This window comes from Geomicrobium sp. JCM 19039 (assembly GCF_000698145.1).
Lineage (GTDB): Bacteria > Bacillota > Bacilli > Bacillales > Marinococcaceae > Geomicrobium_A.
Genome location: NZ_BAXB01000006.1, coordinates 1 through 18,133, shown reverse-complemented (window position 1 = coordinate 18,133; position 18,133 = coordinate 1). Strand labels below are relative to the sequence as shown.

The window sequence follows — 18,133 nt, the reverse complement described above, 5'->3', positions numbered from 1 at the left end:
AGAAGGTGAGGACGGTGTATCTTGACGAAATTGATTTTTCAATACTAGATGAACTGCAACGAAATGGAAGGAAATCATATAGAAAGATCGCTAGCGAGTTGATGCTAAGTGAACGAGTGGTTAAGCACCGAGTGAATGCCATGCTTCGAGAAGGGGTATTCCAGTTTCTTATCTCCGTAGACCCGAGTCGTTTGGGGACAGTACACGTTCTCATCTGGCTTACGACCGTAGCAGGAAAACAAGATACGATTGCCCGCGAACTTATGGATTGTGAGCAAGTGCATTTCATCAGTGCCTATTCTGGTGATTTTAATCTACTGATGAGGGCTCGCTTTAAAGATAAGAAAGCATTGACCGCTTTTATGAATGACCATTTGGCAGCAATGGATGGCATACTAGGAGTGACGATGAATATCGAATTAAAAACATATGAGTCGTCTAAAAATCGAATCATACGTAAAAGCCTGATGTCGTGATTATTGACTCCATGAGCAATAATCTTTTTTTGTGTAGAAAAGCATTGCACTTCAGACAAGCAAAAAGTATAATAAGTCTAAAATATTCTACGAAATCAGTAAAAAAGAAGTTCATTTTTTGCTTTTTAAGCCGAATATTCAAACTATATACATGGAAAAAGAAGTGGTGAAGCTATGGAACTAGATCAAATGGACTTTAAGATCTTGGCGCATCTTCAAGAAAATGGAAAACAATCGTATAGTGAGATTGCGAGAGGTCTTGAAGTAAGTGAAGGAACCATCCGTTCCAGGGTAAACAAAATGCTCAAAGAAGAAGTGTTTGAATTCATTATTCATACAAATCCAAATAAGATAGGACTGCACGTGCAAGCCATTATTGGTTTGGAAACACGGCTCGGTAAACAAGATTCGATTGCTTGTCGGCTTCAGGGGCATGGGGCTGTTCGTTTTATTGGGGCGTTCTCCGGAAAGCATGACTTGATCATTCAAGCTTACTTCCGAAACAACGATGAACTTATTGGATTTGTAAATCGGGAATTATCAGAAATCGAAGGAATTATTAGCGTCGATGTAAATGTTGAACTAAAGCAATATAAGGATACGTTTTCTTACATTGACAGTTAAGTTTTATTACGAAGTATGACATTTATATCACAAAAAAATTAAAAAAATTTAAAGAAATTATTGCATCGCTCATAGAATTGCGCTTATAATGATCTTTAGTTTCTTGTAATAAATATTCTGTCATAGTACTTTTTTACATATGAGCAGGCAAACGCTAGTTAGAATTGTTTATCAATTCAATCAAATAGAAATATACAGGGATGAAAGAGATGAGGTGCAATCATCTATGGATCAACAGCAGAATGTTATTGAACTTAAAGAAGTAACCACATCATTTTACAGCAGAAAGCAAGAATTAACCGTCGTCGATCGTGTCAGCTTCAACGTAAAACAAGGGGAGACACTAGCGATTGTTGGTGAATCAGGATCGGGAAAGAGTATGACTTCTCTTTCAATTATGCAGCTCGTCCCTGCACCAAATGGGAAGATTACGAACGGTGAAATCATCTTTAACGGAGAAGATTTACTTAAAAAGCCAGAGAAGGCGATGTATACGGTGCGCGGAAATGACATTTCGATGATTTTCCAAGAACCAATGACATCGCTAAATCCTGTATATACTGTTGGAGAACAGATTCGGGAACAACTCATGTATCACCAGCCACTGTCTAAGCGTGAAGCTCATCAGAAGGGAATCGAAATGCTAGAGCGCGTCGGTTTCTCAAGAGCGAAAGAAATCATGGGAGAGTATCCGCACCAGTTGTCAGGTGGGATGAGGCAGCGGGTGATGATCGCGATTGCGCTAAGTAATAATCCGAAGTTGCTCATTGCCGATGAACCAACAACGGCACTTGATGTAACGGTACAAGCACAAATTCTCGATTTAATGAGGAACTTATCGAATGAGTATGATTCTTCGATTATTCTGATTACACATGATCTTGGCGTTGTAGCAGAGCTTGCTCAACGAGTCGTCGTTATGTATGCTGGCCAAGTTGTTGAAGAGGCTGCTATAGAAGATTTATTTGATAAACCGTTACACCCGTACACAGAAGGATTATTAAACTCGATGCCGAAGCTTGATGAAGAACAAGATCGCTTGCAATCGATTCCAGGTGCCGTGCCGACACCTGATAACTTCCCTGTCGGATGCCGTTTCGTGACGCGTTGCCCGTATGCGATGGAAGTATGTACAAAAGAGCAGCCAACATTACTAGAAAAAGAATCCGGACATAAAGTGCGCTGTTTTCTACATGAGGAAGGGGTCGTAAACGATGGCGAACACGAACGTAGCTCATGATCCATCAACGAATATAAATCAGAATGATGATAAGATTTTAGAAATTAAAAATCTGAAAAAACACTTTCCAGTTAAAGCAGGAGTGCTCCAAAGAACAAAAGGGCAAATCAAAGCGGTTGATGGAATTAATTTCTATATCCGTAAAGGTGAATCGTTTGGACTCGTTGGAGAGTCTGGCTGTGGGAAATCGACGGCAGGGCGTACGATCACAAGATTGTATGAGCCGACAGACGGCACGATTATGTTTGACGGGCACGATATCACAAAGAGCAAAGAGCGTAATCTTTTCTCGTTACGACGAGATATGCAGATGGTTTTTCAAGACCCATTTTCATCACTTAACCCCCGTAAAACCGTAGGGGCGACGCTTATTGAACCGATGAAGGTGCACGGCATTCAATCGAATACGAAAGCACGACGTGAATTTGCTCAGTCAATCATGGAGCGAGTGGGGTTAAACCCTTCATTCATTAATCGTTATCCCCATGAATTTTCCGGCGGACAACGTCAACGTATTGGGATTGCTAGAGCACTTATCCTTAATCCAAAACTTATCGTTGGAGACGAACCCGTATCGGCATTAGATGTTTCGATCCAATCCCAAGTACTCAACTTACTTAATGATCTTCAAGATGAGTTTGACCTTACGTACTTATTTATTGCTCATGATTTAAGTGTTGTGAAACACTTCTCTGACCGGATTGGAGTCATGTATCTTGGCAATATGGCTGAAGTTGCTGAAAAGAATGATTTGTACAATGAACCCCTACACCCGTATACACAAGCGCTATTGTCTGCGGTTCCTCGTTCTCACCCTCGTGAACAAACGCGGGAGAGAATCATTCTAAAAGGGATATCCCGAGTCCTGCAAATCCACCGAGTGGGTGTGTGTTCCATACAAGATGTCCGTATGTGATGGACCATTGTCGAGAAGTGAAGCCGGAAATGAAAGAAATTAGACCGAAGCATTACGTCGCTTGTCACTTACACGAGTAAGAACAGATTACCCTGTACAGGGAGGGATGCTAAACAATTGTCGGAAGGTTCAAATCAATTATCTTTACATTTATTAAAGGGGGATTTATAAGTGGGTAAAAAAGCACATTGGTTACTTCTAGCAATGATTTTTGCATTAGGTCTATTGCTTGCTGCATGTGGCGGCGGCGCTGACGAAACAGAAACAGACGGCGATGCAGGTGGCGATGACGAGCCAGATACAGAAGAAACAGACGATGATACAGATGATGAAGATGGCGACGATGATACAGCAGCAACAGGCGATCCGGTTGAAGGCGGCGAATTAATCGTTGGTACGGATGCAGAGCCAAACGGGTTAACGCCTGCAACTGTATCAGATACAGCTTCACGTGATGCCCATGACCTTGTTCATGCGCAACTTTATCGTCAACAAAGTGATGCGTATGAAGTTGAGCCAGACGTTGCTGTAGACTTGCCTGAGATTTCTGAAGATGGAATGGAGTACGTTGTAGAAATTCGCGATGACGTATATTTCAGTGACGGCGAGCAATTAACTGCTGAAGACGTTGCGTTTACGATTGGTATTTACCTCATGGAAGACTATGCTGGTCCTGCAATTACGACGTTTGAGCGCGTAGACTCAGTAGAAGCAACAGATGAGTTTGAAGTTACATTGACGCTTAATGAGCCAGATGCAGCGCTTACTGTAGGCCTTGGTGTTGCAATTGTTCCAGAACACATCCTTGGTGACGCTGACAGCTATTCAGCAATTGAAGAGCACGAAGCTAGCACAACTGACGCTGTTGTTGGTGCAGGTCCTTACGAAATGACAGATTGGACGTCTGGTCAGTACATTAACTACGAAGCACGTGATGATTATCACCAAGATGGTCCTTACATCCAAAATATTACAAAACGTATCGGTGATACGGATGCACAACTTGCTATGCTTCAAGCAAATGAAATTGATGTAATGAATGTTGCACCTCAAGATGTAGTAACAGCTGAATCTGTAGACGGATTCACATTAACAGAAGCTCCACAATTTGGTTACAACTATATCGGCTGGAACCAAAGAAATGAATTGTTTGAATCTGCGAATGTTCGTACAGCGATGACGATGGCAATTGACCGTCAAGGGGTTATCGATGGAATTATGGATGGCCACGGAACGATTGCGAACTTCCCGCACAGTCCTGAAGGTCCAATCTATGCAGATGAGATTGAAGAAATTCCTTATGATCCAGAAGCGCCCTTGAGCTACTTGCTGAAGAAGGATGGGAGCTTGAAGGAGATCAACTTGTTAATGACAGCGGCGAACAATTCTCATTCAACTTATTAACAAACTCTGAAGCACTTGTTCGTACAGATTGGATTGTAGCTGTTCAACAAATGCTTGGTGAGATTGGTATTGCTGTAGAAACAGAAACAATGGAGTTTGGTGCTTACCTTGACCGCATTAACCCACCAAACTGGGATTTTGATGCAATTGCAGGGGCATGGAGTCTCGCTTTAGATCCAAACCTAGAAGCATTGTTCCATTCAGACAACATTGAAGAAGGACAAAATAATGTTGCGTATGCAAGTGATGCATTTGATGAGCTTGCTGGAGACAACCGTAGTATTGTAGATCCTGATGAGCGAATTGATGTTCTTCGTGAAGCTGCCATTCAAGTGGCAGAAGATCAACCATATACGTTCATGTACTACCCAACTGAGTTCCAAGTACACCGTGATACAATTCAAAATCATCAGTACAACTCAAGAGCAGGTTTATTCCGTGTAAATGAGTGGTGGATTGAAGAGTAAATCTTCATTCGGAAAGGGGAGAGAGGACGTCCTCTCTTCTCTTTCGCTTAAAAGGAGATTTGGAATATGACTACATATATCATTCGAAGACTCATCATGACAATTCCATTGCTAATCGGGATCTCCATCATCACGTTTGCAATGATGCAATTCGCGCCTGGAAATCCAGCGGTACTTGATGTTGACCCGGATATCCCACCAGAAGCGAGAGAGGCTCAGATTGAGGCATTAGGGTTAAATGACCCGCTTCCAGTCCAATACGCACGCTGGATGGGTGGGGTTGTGACAGGGGATTTAGGAAATTCCTACATTTCTAAACGACCGGTTGTTGATATGATCTCAGAGAGGTTGCCAAACACATTAATTCTCATGTTTGCGTCCTCAGTATTGGCAGTTGTCATTGCCATACCGATAGGAATCGTATCCGCCGTTCGTCAGTATACAAAAACCGATTATGCAATTACGCTCGTTTCTTTTGCCGGCGTAGCTGTACCGAACTTTTGGATTGGTTTGATGCTCATTATGTTCTTAAGTGTTCAGTTTGGTTGGTTCCCTGTCGGGGGTGTTCAAACCTTAAATGCTGACTTTAATCTTTGGGACAGGTTGCATCATTTATTTTTACCAGCACTCGTTTTAGCAACAGCAGACACAGCTGCGCTTACCCGTTATACAAGAACGAGCATGTTGGAAGTGAAGAACCAAGATTACATTCGGACAGCACGAGCAAAAGGATTTAAAGAAGGGAAAGTTATTTTTAAGCATGCACTTCGTAATGCGTTGCTCCCGTTAATTACAATTTTTGGTCTGATGTTGCCTACGTTTATTGGCGGTTCTGTCGTTGTTGAAAACGTCTTTTCCTGGCCAGGAATTGGGGAACTCTTCTTAACGAGTGTAAACCAGCGTGATTATCCAGTGATTATGGCAATGACGATGTTTACCGCATTCCTTGTCGTAATCGGAAATCTGATCGCGGACATTTTATATGCCATTGTCGATCCGCGTATTGAGTATTAGGGAGGAACAGCTATGGATCAATTTAATCAAGCAGGAAAACAAGAATCAATTACCCCTAATAATCCGGAGACGCTAGGCAAACACCGTTCGATGTTAGCGATAATAGTAACCAAATTCTTTCAGAACAAATTAGCTGTTTTTGGTTTAATTATGCTAGGAATTATTGTAGGTGCTGCAGTTTTTGCTCCATTGATTGCACCTCATGATCCCAATTATCAAACATTGATTGCCCGTTTACATGAACCAAGCGCAGAGTACTGGCTTGGAGCCGATCAACTGGGGCGAGATTTGTTTAGTCGGTTATTGTATGCTGGTCAAATGTCATTGCTCGTTGGATTTGCTGCGATGGCAAGTTCAACGATCATTGGGGCTTCCTTAGGAGCAATTGCAGGTTATTTTGGTGGCCTGATTGATAGTATTATTATGAGAATTGTAGACGTTCTTATTTCATTCCCGAACATCTTTTTACTCATCACCCTCGTTGCCTTATTTAGACCGAGCCCATTTTGGCTAGTCGTCGTGTTTGGTTCATTAGGTTGGATGGGCACAGCTCGACTTATGCGAGGAGAAATTCTATCATTGAAGCGCAGAGAATACGTTCTTGCTGCTCGAACGCTTGGTTTACCAAAATGGAGAATCATCTTCAACCACATTATGCCGAATGCCATCGGACCGCTCATTGTTTCGGCAACACTAGCTATTGGTTCATTTATAATCGCGGAATCAACACTGAGCTTCTTAGGTCTTGGTATTAGTCCACCAACGGCTACATGGGGGAACATGCTTTCATCCGCACAAAATTTAACGATTTTCCAGACTGCCTGGTGGTATCCACTATTTCCAGGGTTAATGATCTTCATCACTGTACTTAGTTTTAACTTCGTCGGTGATGGATTGCGAGATGCACTAGACCCTAGAGTCGTGGAGAAATAAACCATCTGTTTATTTAATAGAACAGGCCTTTAAACGGGCTTGTTCTACGTTTTTTCGAAGAAGGGATAGTCTTACTAGAGGGTTAATATTCTTAATATTATTATTTATCTAAAATAAAATGATCATTTAGTAAGGGTGGATCGATAATGTTATGAATCGTAATGTCTCTTTCGTCATTGTAGCGGTTGGCGCGCAATCCTTGCAATCAAGTATTATCTTTATCACGTTTGCCTGGTACTTTACGACAATTACCGAGTCTGCAGTCGCATTTGGCTCGCTTATGGCTTTTCGATACATACCCGGCATACTGCTTACGATGTTAAGTGGCGTGGCGATTGATCGCACTGATAAGATAACACTCGGATTAGGGGCGAGTATTTGGCACTTGATCACTCTCTGTATTTTTTTAGTGATTGGTTTAAACGAGGTCGTAGCGGTTGGTGCCGGATACTGGGTGTATGTCGCGCTCGTCGTCATTATGGGTATGGCTTCAGCGGTATTGTCTCCACTCGAACGCACGCTCACGCCCATCCTTGCCAATGAAGGTGAGTTGAAGTCTGTAAACAGTGTGATCACAGCACTATCCCAGGTTACAAGTCTGATCGGTACAAGTATCGCCGGAATTATGATTGCTGTTACCGGTTTTGGTGTGACGATACTTCTCGCGATTAGTTTATCAATTGTTTCGATCAGTTGTTACTTTATTTTAAAAATACGAGTACATATCCCGAGAAACGAAAAAACGAGTTCAGGCACATTGAATGCACTAAAAGAGTCATTCCAACAAATAAAAAAACAAAATTGGATCGTCATCGGTGTATTGTCTGCAGTGTTCACGAATATGGCGTTCGTCATGATTATGGATGCAGCTTTGCCGTATCTATTCGCGGATATTAGCATTAACGGGTCAGCGGCTTTAGGGGTTTGTTTCACTGCGATCGGACTCGGAACTCTCATCGGTGCAGCCTTAACATTCAGGATGAAAAAGATCACATTCGACGTATCCATTACTTTATATATCATTTCTAGTTTAGCTGTCGTTTGTGCAGGTTTTCTTATTGATCAAATCATTTTTAGCATCCTTTTGTTCGGCATATTCGGATTGTTATCAGCCCGTTATCGATTATTTTCACGACCGAAATTCAAGAAAGCACACCGAAAAATATGTTAGGTAGTACGATGGGGATGCTTTCCTCAGGGGTGACCATTGCCCAACCGCTAGGCGTGTTTATTGCAGGGTTCATCCTCATGGTCGTAGACAGTGAATTTGTCATCTTAATCGCAGCATGTATGTCAATTATAGCTGTCATCATCGGATGGCGAAAAATTCGCGAGCAAAGAAACGAAGAGAAGCCATCCGAAGTGGCGTAATCGGTAGGATAGGAAGGTAGGAACCTTATGTTAATTAAAGGAAGTCAAATTTTAGATATAGCTACAGGTAGTTATACGTTACAAGATGTTCGCATCGAGGCAGGGCTATTTTCAGAAATGGGTGTACTCCAATCACGAGTTGGGGAGCAGGTCATTAATGGTGATGGTTTGTATATGATTCCGGGCTTAATGGACTGCCATTGCCACATCAGCGCAAATTATGCATCCCTTTTTCTAGCAGCTGGAATTACGACGGTACGTAATACTGCTGGCAATCATCTCTTGCTCTCATCTATTCGAGAAGCGGATGCACACGAAGCGGTTCCGCGTCTAATTACAGCAGATCGTATGATTGATGGCACTCCAGGGTCGTGGGGAGAAACGAGTCACGGATCACTATCAACTGATGATCTCGAAGAGGCGAAAGAAGAAGTGAAAAGGCAAGTCGAGACGGGTGTGGATTTCATAAAGGTTTACTCAAAGATTACTGAAGACATGTTAAAAGAAGTTATAAAGGAATCTAAAAGAAATCATTTAGATGTTAGTGCCGATTTGCTAGGGGCGGATTCACTGGATGCAAAGGTGGCGGTCGAGGTAGGCGTCCGGTTTCTGGAGCATAACTCAGGGATTATGCAGATGCTTCACCCTGGCTGGCATATGAATGCAAGTGATGATCTTTATGAACCGTTTTTGCAGCCACCAAATGAAGAAGAGATCGCTCGTGTTTTGCAACCATTGCTGGCGCGGGACGCGATTCTTGTACCAACAATAGGATTGTTCAAACAAGCAGCTGATTATCCAAACCATCGGGTGTCGGACCGCTTTCTAAGCCCGAGTTTATTACAGGTGTGGGAACAAACAGCTCCTCATGTTTCGTCGTGGCGCTTTCAAGCGATTTTCACTTATACGAAAGCGATAACACGAGTCTACCATCGGTTGGGCGGGACGGTTTTAGCAGGAACCGACACGCCAGCGATCATCTTTACAAATCCAGGGGCTAGTTTGCACCGTGAGTTAATGTTACTCACACAATCCGGTTTGTCGCCATATGAAGCATTGAAAAGTGCAACAATCGTTCCTGCGCGTGTGTTAAATCGACCTGATCTTGGTGAAATTAAACGTGGGAATCGCGCGGATTTCGTGCTATTAAAAGAAGACCCTCTTAAACACATTGAAAACGTTAGTAAAATTGAAATCATTGGCAAGGGAGGTCAGTGTTACTCTCAAGCAGAGTTATTCGCTCAAGCAGAGTCGGATGAGAAAATTGATATAGATGAGCAAGAATTTATGTCACGCTGGCAACAGCACCTTGAATCTTGGAATGTACGATAGATTGTGTGAAAAATACTGGATTGGTACACTTGATGAATAGAGTAAGGAAGGTGGCTTCTTCATGTGTACAGGTTCCGGTAAATGGTTAAGCGCGACATGACAACGAAAAAACTAACGTTATTAGCGGTGATGATTGCACTTTGTGTCGTCGGACGCGTCGTGTTTGTGTTCATTCCTAACGTACAACCGGTGACAGCAATAATTATTTTATCTTCATTTTTTATGGGGCCAGTCTTTGGTTTCCTGCTTGCCGTAGGTAGTGCGGTTATTACGAATTTATTTTTAGGCTCTGGCGTTTGGACACTTTTTCAAATCGTCGCTTGGGGATGTATTGGATTTCTTACTGGAGGAATTGGAAAACTGTTTCCGAACACGAATCGCTACGTGTTGGCAGCCATTGGCGGTGTGCTTGGGTACGTATACGGGGCAATCGTCTCTTTAAACATGCTGCTTTTTGCCAATAATTACTGGGCGTATTATTTAGCAGGTTTGCCATTCGACACCGCGCACGCCATCGGCAACGTCGCGTTCGTCCTTCTCTTATATCCGTTTTTAAAATGGTCATTCAAAGAATATAGGAAAACAAACTATGAGGAGCTTTCTTGAACTACTCGGCACGACAAAATAGTAGAGCAGAAGGCGGACTGAGGTCACTGAAAAAGGGGAATTGAAAACCCCAAATAGATCGGATCGTTCGCGTTAAAGATTGGCTTAGAAAGTGAGGAGCTTCTTTCGGTGACTGTGCACGTTTGCTTACGTATTTTAAAGAGTGGCTCCTGGCTATGGTAGGATTTTTTGCAAGTAGGGAGCCGAATTAGCTAAAATCTTACCATTGTTTTGTCTATGGTGGGATTTTAGGTTTCTATGGTAGGATTTCCAAAAACAAAACGCGGAGAAGGAGAGAATTCTTACCACAGGAAGCTCTATGGTAAAGTTTTCGTCCTGAGCCTAGTTGGTGCCAAGGAGGATGCGGGAAGAGGCAAATTGAAAAACGTATAATCTTGTTTTTAGTAGAAGATCCCGCATAGACGCTGTCTTTGATGGTATTTATGTTGATGAGGACACACTTTTTGCTGGAATCCCCACATAGAAAGGCAATATCCCCTCGTAGACGGCTCTATGAGAGGATTATTTGCATCCACGCCCCCGATCACTGGAATCCCAAAATAGATCGAACTCCAAGGGTTGCACGAGTAACATATAAAGTGAGAGAGTATTTTTTTCAGCCCTCCCCCGTCTCACCAATTGGAGGTGCCCGGTTGCCGTGTGTGCACAGCCCCCAGATATCTGAGTTACCAGTGTTTTTCCTGCTTCTGACAAGTTCACCACGTCCTCACGACACCGCGACCGCGAATGACCAGCTCTCTCTTGAACCGCAGGTTCCCATAAACTTCTTGCCGTATTTTATTCATAAAATAGGAGAAGTACTCATTGACTAATCATCCCTACAAGTTCCGATGGTCTACTTATGTAGACTGTCGAACCCTATCCACTAAGACGCGATGAACGTGTAGAGAGAGCCATCCGGGTTCGCCCTGTTGTAACTTGGCACAATGTGAATACGAGTAAATCCGTACCCGGTCAGTATGTCTTTAAATTCTTGGACCCCGTACCAGTGGAGGGTGAACTGTGAAAGCTCCGTATGTTGAAGCTGCCCATTTCGCCATTTTTCGTATTTGTGTAGGTCGATGGTGTATTGACGTTCCCAGTTTATCTCTGCAGATGTGGACGTGAGAACGATGCCTTCGTGATTGCTTGTTTGGATTGATTTTGTCATGACCTTTCCTTGTTGCCAATTGACAGGGAGCAGCATGTCGACAATGATTTGTCCGCCTGGCTGTAAATGGGTTTTGAATGCGGATAACATTTGTTCCAATGCCTCTCTTCCCGGTAGTAGATTCAGGCTGCCAGAAGGCATAATAATGGCTTCGTATCGCTTTGGCAATGTCAATGTTGTGAGGTCTTGCTCATACAAGTTGGCGTGGAGTTCAGCTCGTTGCAAATTTTGTTTGCACACATTCAACATTTGTTCTGACAAATCGACACCGTCAACGGCAATGCCTCGTTTAAGAAGGGGAATGAGCATACGACCTGTACCGACACCCGCTTCCAATACGCTGCCTGTAACGTGGTTGAGTTGTTCCGTGTAAAATTCGATATCTCCAGATAGTGATGTGCCCACCGGTTTAGAAACTTCATAAAATTGCGCACTTAATTCTCCGTATTCTGTAAACATTTGACGCCCCTCATCGTTTTTACTCACTATATCACGATGCGACGAAAAAGATCATATATATTGAGAATGCGAAAATGATGAGCCAGCTAATCATCACAATAATTTTACCGATGGGGTGGCGATGATACACATACACAGCTGGAAAATAGTAAAGGAGAACGGCTCCAGTAAAAATCAAACCGCTCAACATGTAGTCTGGGTCATACGTATGGCGATTGAAAAATAAGTGCAAGCAAAACCCAATGCCAAATAGGAGACCAAACATATACAATGGGAAGGTTTGTCGAGCCATAAGACACCTCCGAATAGTAGGATGAAACGATCAAAATTCCAACACAGGTTTTCTTGTGATGGAATTTTGATACCGTCTTGACTATATAATTAATCTTCTGATTGTGCTTGTTTGATTTCCTTGGCAACGACATTTGCATCTGTACGACGGATGACGACGCGCTCGTCGATTTCGCGGAATACATAATTCACGTTGCTCTCGTCTTCTTCGACGAGAGCAAGAATAAATGGGTTTTCCGCATCAATGTCCGCCATTTTCCCATCTATGATTTCGCTCTGGTCTTGAATTTTATCTTGAGTAACGATTGTACCGATCAGTGTGCCGATACCACCGCCGATGAGTACACCGAACGGTCCGCCAAGAATTCCGACGAGGCTGCCAATGATGCCGCCTTTAAACCAGTCATTGCTTCGTTCTTGTTCTGTTGTGAATCCGTCTCGGTACACCATATCATCATTTATACTTTTCTCTACAACTGCAGCTTGTACGATCGTATGGTTCGGCCCTTCTGCTCGTTTCTTAAGTTCTGACAGCGCTTCAAATGCTTGTGCTTGTTCTGGGAACTTGACGAGTAAAAGAGATTGATTGTCTTGATTTTTAGCCATTGGTCCACGAACCCTTTCTCTTAAGAAGTTTCATTTTATCATTCCCGATTTATGTACGATCAAACCTTGTGATGATTCTGGTATAATAAAACGGTAGACAGCATTCTTTGGAAGCTGTACTTTTTGTAGTGAACAACAGATGTATTTGCTTCGAGTGTGAAAACCGGAGACAAAGGATGCCGACGTTGTTCGAAAGGAAGAGACATGTACCGTCATATGATGAAAGCGAAACTTCACCAAGCCGTAGTGACTGAGGCGAACTTGAACTACGTAGGCAGTATTACTATAGACGAAGACTTGCTAGATGCTGTCGACCTAATGGAAAATGAAAAAGTACAAGTCGTGAATAATAATAACGGAGCAAGACTGGAAACATACATTATTGCAGGTGAGCGTGGTAGTGGAGTCGTTTGTTTGAATGGAGCAGCTGCACGGTTAGTTCAACCCGGGGATACGGTCATTATTATCGGTTACGCCGTCGTTCATGAACAAGAACTGAGTGCTTTCCAACCGCGGGTGGCGATCATGAATGCAAAAAATGAGATCATTGAAATGATGGGCACAGAGCCTGCGGCTACCGTTCGAACGCATGATTAAAACGTTGTAAATCAGGTGTAACAATGGACATGCGCACGCGTAAATACAAAAGGATTTTAAAAAAAACCAGGTAAAAGTGTTGCATTTGTGTGTGTGTCCGTGCTACTATAATTTTTGTCGGACAAGATACGTTATACATTGCACGGAGGAGTACCCAAGTCTGGCTGAAGGGAGCGGTCTTGAAAACCGCCAGGGGGTTAACGCCCCGCGGGGTTCGAATCCCTCCTCCTCCGCCATTATTACACAAACCAAACCTTCCACAATTGCTGGAAGTTTTTTTGTATGTAAATTTATTATAGAAAGAAGTCGTTTCACATGGAACAAACACAATTGGATGAATATTATATGCGTTTGGCCTTGGAAGAAGCGATGAAAGCGGCTCGTATTGATGAAGTGCCGATTGGGGCTGTACTCGTCTATGAGGGCGAGGTGATTGCAAAGGCGCACAATCGACGTGAACATGATCAGCATACGTTTTCGCATGCAGAATGTGTCGTCATTCGTGAAGGGAACGCACATGTGGGTTCTTGGAGACTAGAAGAATGCACATTGTATGTGACACTCGAGCCGTGCCCGATGTGCGCAGGGGCTTTGTTGCAAGCCGGGTGCCAAGGGTGGTATTCGGTGCACGGGACCCAAAGGCCGGTGCTACGGGTTCTCTCTACAATCTTCTTGATGATGAACGGTTTAATCATCGGAGTGAAGTGATTGGCGGTGTGCTCGAAAACGAGTGCGGGACGATGCTGTCTTCTTTTTTCAAAGAGCTTCGTGAAAGAAAGAAAAGAAACAAGCATTGATTTCTCGTAATTGATGATTTATACTTTTACATGCCGTGCTAGGTGGGGAATTAGCGGTGCCCTGTACTTGCAATCCGCTACAGCAAGACTGAATCCCTTCCTGAGGTTTATACGCTGCGAGGTCTGCCCTAAGTAAGTAGTGTTGACATTTGGGTTCCACGCAACGGAAACTCGTGAACCCTGTCAGGTCCGGAAGGAAGCAGCAGTAAGCGTGACCTTTCGTGTGCCGTGGAGTTGCCTGGATCGAGCCAACTGCTTAGGTAACGCTTGTGGTGTATAGATCGATGGAAGGTGCGCGGCTACATAATGGAGAGTCTCTCTTGTTTAAAGAGGGGCTCTTTTTAGGTTTTGAAAATCGACAATGGAACAAGTATAATAAAAGCAAACTGCGCGAAGTCAGAGGATGGACGAAGGAAGGGGGGGTCGATTGAGTTACCAAGCGTTGTATCGGGTGTGGCGCCCACGAAGGTTAGAGGATGTGGCTGGGCAGAATCATATTACGAAGACACTGCAAAATGCATTATTGCAACAAAAGGTCGCTCATGCGTACTTGTTTAGTGGACCAAGAGGGACGGGTAAGACGAGTGCTGCGAAGATCTTGGCAAAAGCGATCAATTGTGAACATGCACCAGTCGCTGAGCCGTGCAATGCGTGCCAGGCGTGTGAAGGAATTCAGAGCGGCGCGGTCGTTGATGTAATTGAAATCGATGCGGCATCAAATAACGGAGTGGATGAGATTCGCTATATCCGAGATAATGTCATTGCTGCACCGCGAGATGTACGGTTTAAGGTGTATATTATTGATGAGGTGCACATGCTTTCAACAGGAGCGTTCAACGCGTTATTAAAAACGTTAGAAGAACCTCCAGCGCACGCCATCTTCATTCTTGCTACGACAGAACCCCATAAGATTCCACTGACGATTATATCGAGGACCCAGCGGTTTGATTTTAAACGAATTGGTCCGGAGACGTTAATGGAACGCATGCGCTATATCGTCCAAGAAATTGGCGCGGAGGCGGAAGACGATGCCCTTCAATTCATTGCGCGAGTGGCCGAAGGTGGGATGAGGGATGCGCTTAGTTTGCTTGATCAAACACTGTCATTTTCCGAAGACCAAACGGTGCGTTCTGGTGATGTGTTGACGATTACGGGTGCAGTCTCACAGCAATTTCTTACCGACGCGGTGAGAGCATTGGTGAATCGGGATGCTCAAGCGGCTGTGCAAGCTGCGGATGCGCTCGTGCGTGAAGGGAAAGACCCGTTACGGTTCATGGAGGACCTCATTTATTACTTGCGAGACTTGTTGTTGTACCAAACCGCGCCTTCGCTGGACACGTTATTAGACCGTGTTCAAGCGGATGATGCGTTTGCAGAATTGGCGAAACTCGCCGATCGAGAATGGGTCTATGATACAATTGAGACGCTCCATCAAGAACAAAGAGAAATGAAAGGGGCATCACACCCTAAGATATTCTTGGAAATGGCCCTCATTCATGTAGCCCAAAAGAATAAAACGGTTCAGTCTGAATCATCGGTTGATGATGAAGTGGTCCAACAGTTAAAAGAACAAGTGTCTCTTCTTCAAGAGAAGCTTGGAAAAGTAAGTGCGGGCAGTGCTTCTTCTAGTGAGGAGGAAGCGCCTAAGAAACAACAGGCGAAGCGCAAACCGCAACCAAATGCGCAAAATAGTGCATCAGTGAAACAAGCGCAGCGGATGTTGCCAAACGCTTCGAAAGAAGAACGGGCGAAAGTAGAAAGTCGTTGGGCGGACACCTTGCGCACGATTAAACAAGAGAGTGTGCCCGCATCCGCTTGGATTAATGATGCGAAGCCTGTAGCAGCTAGTACAGAAGCAATCATTCTCGTGTTCCAAAACGAAATGCACAGAGGATGATTGACGATAAGTTTCGGACGTTGACGGAACGGGCGATTGCGTCTAATAATGAACATAGCTATCAGATAATTAATCTTCTGCATCATCAATGGGAAGAAATAAAATCTTCCTACCGATCGAAAAATGCAGAAGAAGAGTCAGGCGAAGAAGAACAACAGCCGCAAGAGCCTCAAGAAGATCCGCTTGTTTCTGAAGCGCATAAATTGTTCGGTGAGGAACTCGTCGAAATTGTAGACGATGCACCACCTAAACCTTAAGGAGGATATTAAACGATGAAAAATATGGGAAATATGATGAAACAAATGCAAAAGATGCAAAAGCAAATGGCGGAAGCGCAAGAGAAGCTAAAAGAAAAGACAGTAGAAGCAACTGCAGGCGGTGGCGCAGTTAAAGTTGTTGCCTCAGGGGATAAGCGCATCCTCGATATTCAAATTGATGAAGAAGTTGTCGACCCAGAAGATGTAGAAATGCTTCAAGATCTTGTGCTTGCGGCGACTAATGATGTGTTGGCTCAAGTTGACAAACTCGTTGAAGAAGATCTCGGTAAGTTTACTAAAGGGATGAATCTTCCGGGCATGTTCTAGGAGGAATGGTTTGTGCAATACCCTGCACCGATCTCAAAATTAATTGACGGGTTTATGAAATTGCCAGGGATTGGCCCAAAAACGGCAGGTCGCCTTGCTTTTCACGTACTCAATATGAAAGAAGACGATGTGTTGGATTTTGCGAAAGCGTTAGTGAATGCGAAACGAGATCTTACGCATTGTTCGTCTTGTTTCTATATTACCGATAAAGATCCATGTCTCATTTGTGATGACTCACATCGTGATCGGTCGATGATCTGCGTTGTTGAAGATTCTAAAGACGTTATGGCCATGGAGAAAATGCAGGAGTATCGGGGTTTGTATCACGTATTGCACGGGGCGATCTCACCAATGGATGGGATTGGTCCTGAGGATATACGAATGCCAGAACTCATCAAACGTCTGCAAGATGATACCGTTCAAGAAGTGATTGTCGCAACTAACCCTTCTATTGAAGGTGAAGCGACAGCGATGTATTTGTCACGTATGATTAAACCAACAGGCATTCGCGTTACGCGCCTTGCTCATGGTCTACCGGTTGGTGGAGATTTAGAGTATGCGGATGAAGTGACCCTTTCACGGGCAGTGGAAGGGCGGCGAGAGTTATGAGAAGAAAAGCGAAAATCTACCATAAAGAAAAGAAACGTCTATATGAAGTGTTAGATGCGCAGAAATTCAAACTTAGCTCACAGAAGAAGCATATGGAAAAGAGCATTGATCCAAGTAGAGAAGCGTTAGCGCAACTGAAAATGGAAGAAGCAAAATATCGCTTCCTCCTTAAAGAAGCGAGAAGATGGTAAAAGCGGCGAAGTCGTCCCTGGATAATGAGTAGGGGGTGATTTCGTTTTTCTTTTGTTACCTATGAATTTATTTAAAGAAGTAAGCAAGTCCACACATGTCCAAGCATAGTATGGTTATAAAGCTATGAAGGAGGAATGATTGTGGATCCTGTAATCATTATTTCTATTGTAAGTGCGATATTATTTGTAGGTGTTATTGCTAGTGCCTCTCTAAAGCCAATAAAGTGGTTAGGCAGTGGCGCAGTTCGAATTCTCATTGGCGCGATCGCTCTTTTTGTTATTAATTTATTCGGAAACTTAGCAGGGATTCATATGCCAATCAATCTGTTTACATCATCGGTGGCAGGAATCCTTGGTATACCAGGCGTTATTATGCTCTTCGCTGTTCATTACTTCGTGCTTCCTTTCTAAAATACACACCCTATAAAATTATTTTTAAAAAATATCACTAGAATCGTTGACAGTAGATTAGAGAGCTGATAATATATTAAGAGTCGCCGCAAGAGAGGCCGAAACGCCGACAAAAACAACGAAAAAGGAAGAAATAA

19 protein-coding genes, 1 tRNA gene, 1 other RNA gene and 3 pseudogenes are annotated in these 18,133 nt (G+C 43.5%); 21 read left to right on the top strand and 3 right to left on the bottom strand.

The annotated features are described in order from the left end of the window. The first annotated feature begins 14 nt into the window (after positions 1 to 14). From JCM19039_RS07690 to JCM19039_RS07640, 11 genes and pseudogenes are all read left to right on the top strand, one after another. Entirely contained in the window at positions 15 to 476 is a 462-nt protein-coding gene (locus tag JCM19039_RS07690; RefSeq protein ID WP_052398603.1) for an Lrp/AsnC family transcriptional regulator, read from the top strand. Between the two features lie 174 nt (positions 477 to 650). Continuing rightward, on the top strand, positions 651 to 1,100 hold the full coding sequence (locus JCM19039_RS07685; protein ID WP_042425682.1) for an Lrp/AsnC family transcriptional regulator: 450 nt from the start codon (positions 651 to 653) through the stop codon (positions 1,098 to 1,100). Between the two features lie 226 nt (positions 1,101 to 1,326). Beyond that, positions 1,327 to 2,340 (top strand): ABC transporter ATP-binding protein, encoded by a 1,014-nt coding sequence (locus tag JCM19039_RS07680; RefSeq protein ID WP_042425679.1) that lies wholly within the window; start codon positions 1,327 to 1,329, stop codon positions 2,338 to 2,340. Beyond that, a pseudogene (locus JCM19039_RS07675) lies at positions 2,315 to 3,336 on the top strand (ABC transporter ATP-binding protein). The gene JCM19039_RS07680 and the pseudogene JCM19039_RS07675 overlap by 26 nt, the downstream one beginning before the upstream one ends. Before the next feature lie 124 nt (positions 3,337 to 3,460). Continuing rightward, positions 3,461 to 5,127 (top strand): annotated as a pseudogene (locus tag JCM19039_RS07670) (ABC transporter substrate-binding protein). A 66-nt stretch (positions 5,128 to 5,193) separates the two neighbouring features. Beyond that, positions 5,194 to 6,141, top strand: a complete 948-nt coding sequence (locus tag JCM19039_RS07660; protein ID WP_042425671.1) for an ABC transporter permease — start codon at positions 5,194 to 5,196, stop codon at positions 6,139 to 6,141. Between the two features lie 12 nt (positions 6,142 to 6,153). Then, on the top strand, positions 6,154 to 7,074 hold the full coding sequence (gene opp4C / locus JCM19039_RS07655) for an oligopeptide ABC transporter permease (protein WP_042425668.1): 921 nt from the start codon (positions 6,154 to 6,156) through the stop codon (positions 7,072 to 7,074). Positions 7,075 to 7,225: 151 nt separating this feature from the next. Continuing rightward, the gene (locus JCM19039_RS07650) at positions 7,226 to 8,245 is read left to right on the top strand and encodes an MFS transporter (protein WP_052398602.1); all 1,020 of its coding nucleotides are present in this window, start codon (positions 7,226 to 7,228) and stop codon (positions 8,243 to 8,245) included. Then, a complete protein-coding gene (locus JCM19039_RS21780; RefSeq protein WP_152550130.1) occupies positions 8,239 to 8,445 on the top strand; it encodes a hypothetical protein in 207 nt (68 codons plus the stop codon). The genes JCM19039_RS07650 and JCM19039_RS21780 overlap by 7 nt, the downstream gene beginning before the upstream one ends. A gap of 27 nt (positions 8,446 to 8,472) precedes the next feature. Next, complete coding sequence (locus JCM19039_RS07645) at positions 8,473 to 9,777, top strand: amidohydrolase family protein (protein ID WP_042425665.1); 1,305 nt, start codon at positions 8,473 to 8,475, stop codon at positions 9,775 to 9,777. A 96-nt stretch (positions 9,778 to 9,873) separates the two neighbouring features. Then, complete coding sequence (locus JCM19039_RS07640; protein WP_042425945.1) at positions 9,874 to 10,383, top strand: ECF transporter S component; 510 nt, start codon at positions 9,874 to 9,876, stop codon at positions 10,381 to 10,383. An 886-nt stretch (positions 10,384 to 11,269) separates the two neighbouring features. On the opposite strand, the gene JCM19039_RS07635 is transcribed toward JCM19039_RS07640, so the two are convergent. The 3 genes from JCM19039_RS07635 to JCM19039_RS07625 form a co-directional block, all read right to left on the bottom strand. Continuing rightward, positions 11,270 to 12,013 carry a class I SAM-dependent methyltransferase gene (locus tag JCM19039_RS07635; protein WP_042425663.1) on the bottom strand — a complete coding sequence of 248 codons (744 nt, stop codon included), beginning with the start codon at positions 12,011 to 12,013 and terminating at the stop codon, positions 11,270 to 11,272. Between the two features lie 31 nt (positions 12,014 to 12,044). After that, positions 12,045 to 12,305 carry a hypothetical protein gene (locus JCM19039_RS07630; RefSeq protein ID WP_042425660.1) on the bottom strand — a complete coding sequence of 87 codons (261 nt, stop codon included), beginning with the start codon at positions 12,303 to 12,305 and terminating at the stop codon, positions 12,045 to 12,047. Positions 12,306 to 12,394: 89 nt separating this feature from the next. After that, positions 12,395 to 12,910 carry a hypothetical protein gene (locus tag JCM19039_RS07625; RefSeq protein ID WP_042425657.1) on the bottom strand — a complete coding sequence of 172 codons (516 nt, stop codon included), beginning with the start codon at positions 12,908 to 12,910 and terminating at the stop codon, positions 12,395 to 12,397. Positions 12,911 to 13,114: 204 nt separating this feature from the next. On the opposite strand from JCM19039_RS07625, the gene panD reads away from it, so the two are divergent. From panD to JCM19039_RS07585, 10 genes and pseudogenes are all read left to right on the top strand, one after another. After that, a complete protein-coding gene (gene panD / locus JCM19039_RS07620; RefSeq protein WP_042425655.1) occupies positions 13,115 to 13,507 on the top strand; it encodes an aspartate 1-decarboxylase in 393 nt (130 codons plus the stop codon). A gap of 144 nt (positions 13,508 to 13,651) precedes the next feature. Next, positions 13,652 to 13,743, top strand: a tRNA-Ser gene (locus JCM19039_RS07615). Positions 13,744 to 13,822: 79 nt separating this feature from the next. Then, positions 13,823 to 14,304, top strand: a pseudogene (tadA, locus tag JCM19039_RS07610) (tRNA adenosine(34) deaminase TadA). A 33-nt stretch (positions 14,305 to 14,337) separates the two neighbouring features. Next, an RNA gene (gene ffs / locus JCM19039_RS23090) (signal recognition particle sRNA large type) lies at positions 14,338 to 14,603 on the top strand. Between the two features lie 128 nt (positions 14,604 to 14,731). After that, on the top strand, positions 14,732 to 16,201 hold the full coding sequence (gene dnaX / locus JCM19039_RS07605; protein WP_307190199.1) for a DNA polymerase III subunit gamma/tau: 1,470 nt from the start codon (positions 14,732 to 14,734) through the stop codon (positions 16,199 to 16,201). Next, the gene (locus JCM19039_RS27225; RefSeq protein WP_307190198.1) at positions 16,198 to 16,458 is read left to right on the top strand and encodes a hypothetical protein; all 261 of its coding nucleotides are present in this window, start codon (positions 16,198 to 16,200) and stop codon (positions 16,456 to 16,458) included. Before dnaX ends, JCM19039_RS27225 begins: the two co-directional genes overlap by 4 nt. A 15-nt stretch (positions 16,459 to 16,473) precedes the next feature. After that, positions 16,474 to 16,785, top strand: coding sequence for a YbaB/EbfC family nucleoid-associated protein (locus JCM19039_RS07600; RefSeq protein ID WP_042402231.1), 312 nt, complete (start codon positions 16,474 to 16,476; stop codon positions 16,783 to 16,785). Between the two features lie 12 nt (positions 16,786 to 16,797). Then, on the top strand, positions 16,798 to 17,394 hold the full coding sequence (gene recR, locus JCM19039_RS07595; protein ID WP_042425653.1) for a recombination mediator RecR: 597 nt from the start codon (positions 16,798 to 16,800) through the stop codon (positions 17,392 to 17,394). Further along, positions 17,391 to 17,585 carry a DUF2508 family protein gene (locus JCM19039_RS07590; protein ID WP_042402226.1) on the top strand — a complete coding sequence of 65 codons (195 nt, stop codon included), beginning with the start codon at positions 17,391 to 17,393 and terminating at the stop codon, positions 17,583 to 17,585. The genes recR and JCM19039_RS07590 overlap by 4 nt, the downstream gene beginning before the upstream one ends. Positions 17,586 to 17,726: 141 nt before the next feature. Beyond that, positions 17,727 to 17,996, top strand: a complete 270-nt coding sequence (locus tag JCM19039_RS07585; protein WP_042402223.1) for a pro-sigmaK processing inhibitor BofA family protein — start codon at positions 17,727 to 17,729, stop codon at positions 17,994 to 17,996. Positions 17,997 to 18,133 lie beyond the last annotated feature (137 nt).

Excerpts from the sequence above, each read along its gene's own strand:
- JCM19039_RS07685 (WP_042425682.1), top strand. The coding sequence starts at position 651 with ATGGAACTAGATCAAATGGACTTTAAGATCTTGGCGCATCTTCAAGAA.
- JCM19039_RS07680 (WP_042425679.1), top strand. The coding sequence starts at position 1,327 with ATGGATCAACAGCAGAATGTTATTGAACTTAAAGAAGTAACCACATCA.
- JCM19039_RS07660 (WP_042425671.1), top strand. The coding sequence starts at position 5,194 with ATGACTACATATATCATTCGAAGACTCATCATGACAATTCCATTGCTA.
- opp4C (WP_042425668.1), top strand. The coding sequence starts at position 6,154 with ATGGATCAATTTAATCAAGCAGGAAAACAAGAATCAATTACCCCTAAT.
- JCM19039_RS07650 (WP_052398602.1), top strand. The coding sequence starts at position 7,226 with ATGAATCGTAATGTCTCTTTCGTCATTGTAGCGGTTGGCGCGCAATCC.
- JCM19039_RS21780 (WP_152550130.1), top strand. The coding sequence starts at position 8,239 with ATGTTAGGTAGTACGATGGGGATGCTTTCCTCAGGGGTGACCATTGCC.
- JCM19039_RS07645 (WP_042425665.1), top strand. The coding sequence starts at position 8,473 with ATGTTAATTAAAGGAAGTCAAATTTTAGATATAGCTACAGGTAGTTAT.
- JCM19039_RS07640 (WP_042425945.1), top strand. The coding sequence starts at position 9,874 with ATGACAACGAAAAAACTAACGTTATTAGCGGTGATGATTGCACTTTGT.
- JCM19039_RS07635 (WP_042425663.1), bottom strand. The coding sequence starts at position 12,013 with ATGTTTACAGAATACGGAGAATTAAGTGCGCAATTTTATGAAGTTTCT.
- JCM19039_RS07630 (WP_042425660.1), bottom strand. The coding sequence starts at position 12,305 with ATGGCTCGACAAACCTTCCCATTGTATATGTTTGGTCTCCTATTTGGC.
- JCM19039_RS07625 (WP_042425657.1), bottom strand. The coding sequence starts at position 12,910 with ATGGCTAAAAATCAAGACAATCAATCTCTTTTACTCGTCAAGTTCCCA.
- panD (WP_042425655.1), top strand. The coding sequence starts at position 13,115 with ATGTACCGTCATATGATGAAAGCGAAACTTCACCAAGCCGTAGTGACT.
- JCM19039_RS27225 (WP_307190198.1), top strand. The coding sequence starts at position 16,198 with ATGATTGACGATAAGTTTCGGACGTTGACGGAACGGGCGATTGCGTCT.
- JCM19039_RS07600 (WP_042402231.1), top strand. The coding sequence starts at position 16,474 with ATGAAAAATATGGGAAATATGATGAAACAAATGCAAAAGATGCAAAAG.
- JCM19039_RS07590 (WP_042402226.1), top strand. The coding sequence starts at position 17,391 with ATGAGAAGAAAAGCGAAAATCTACCATAAAGAAAAGAAACGTCTATAT.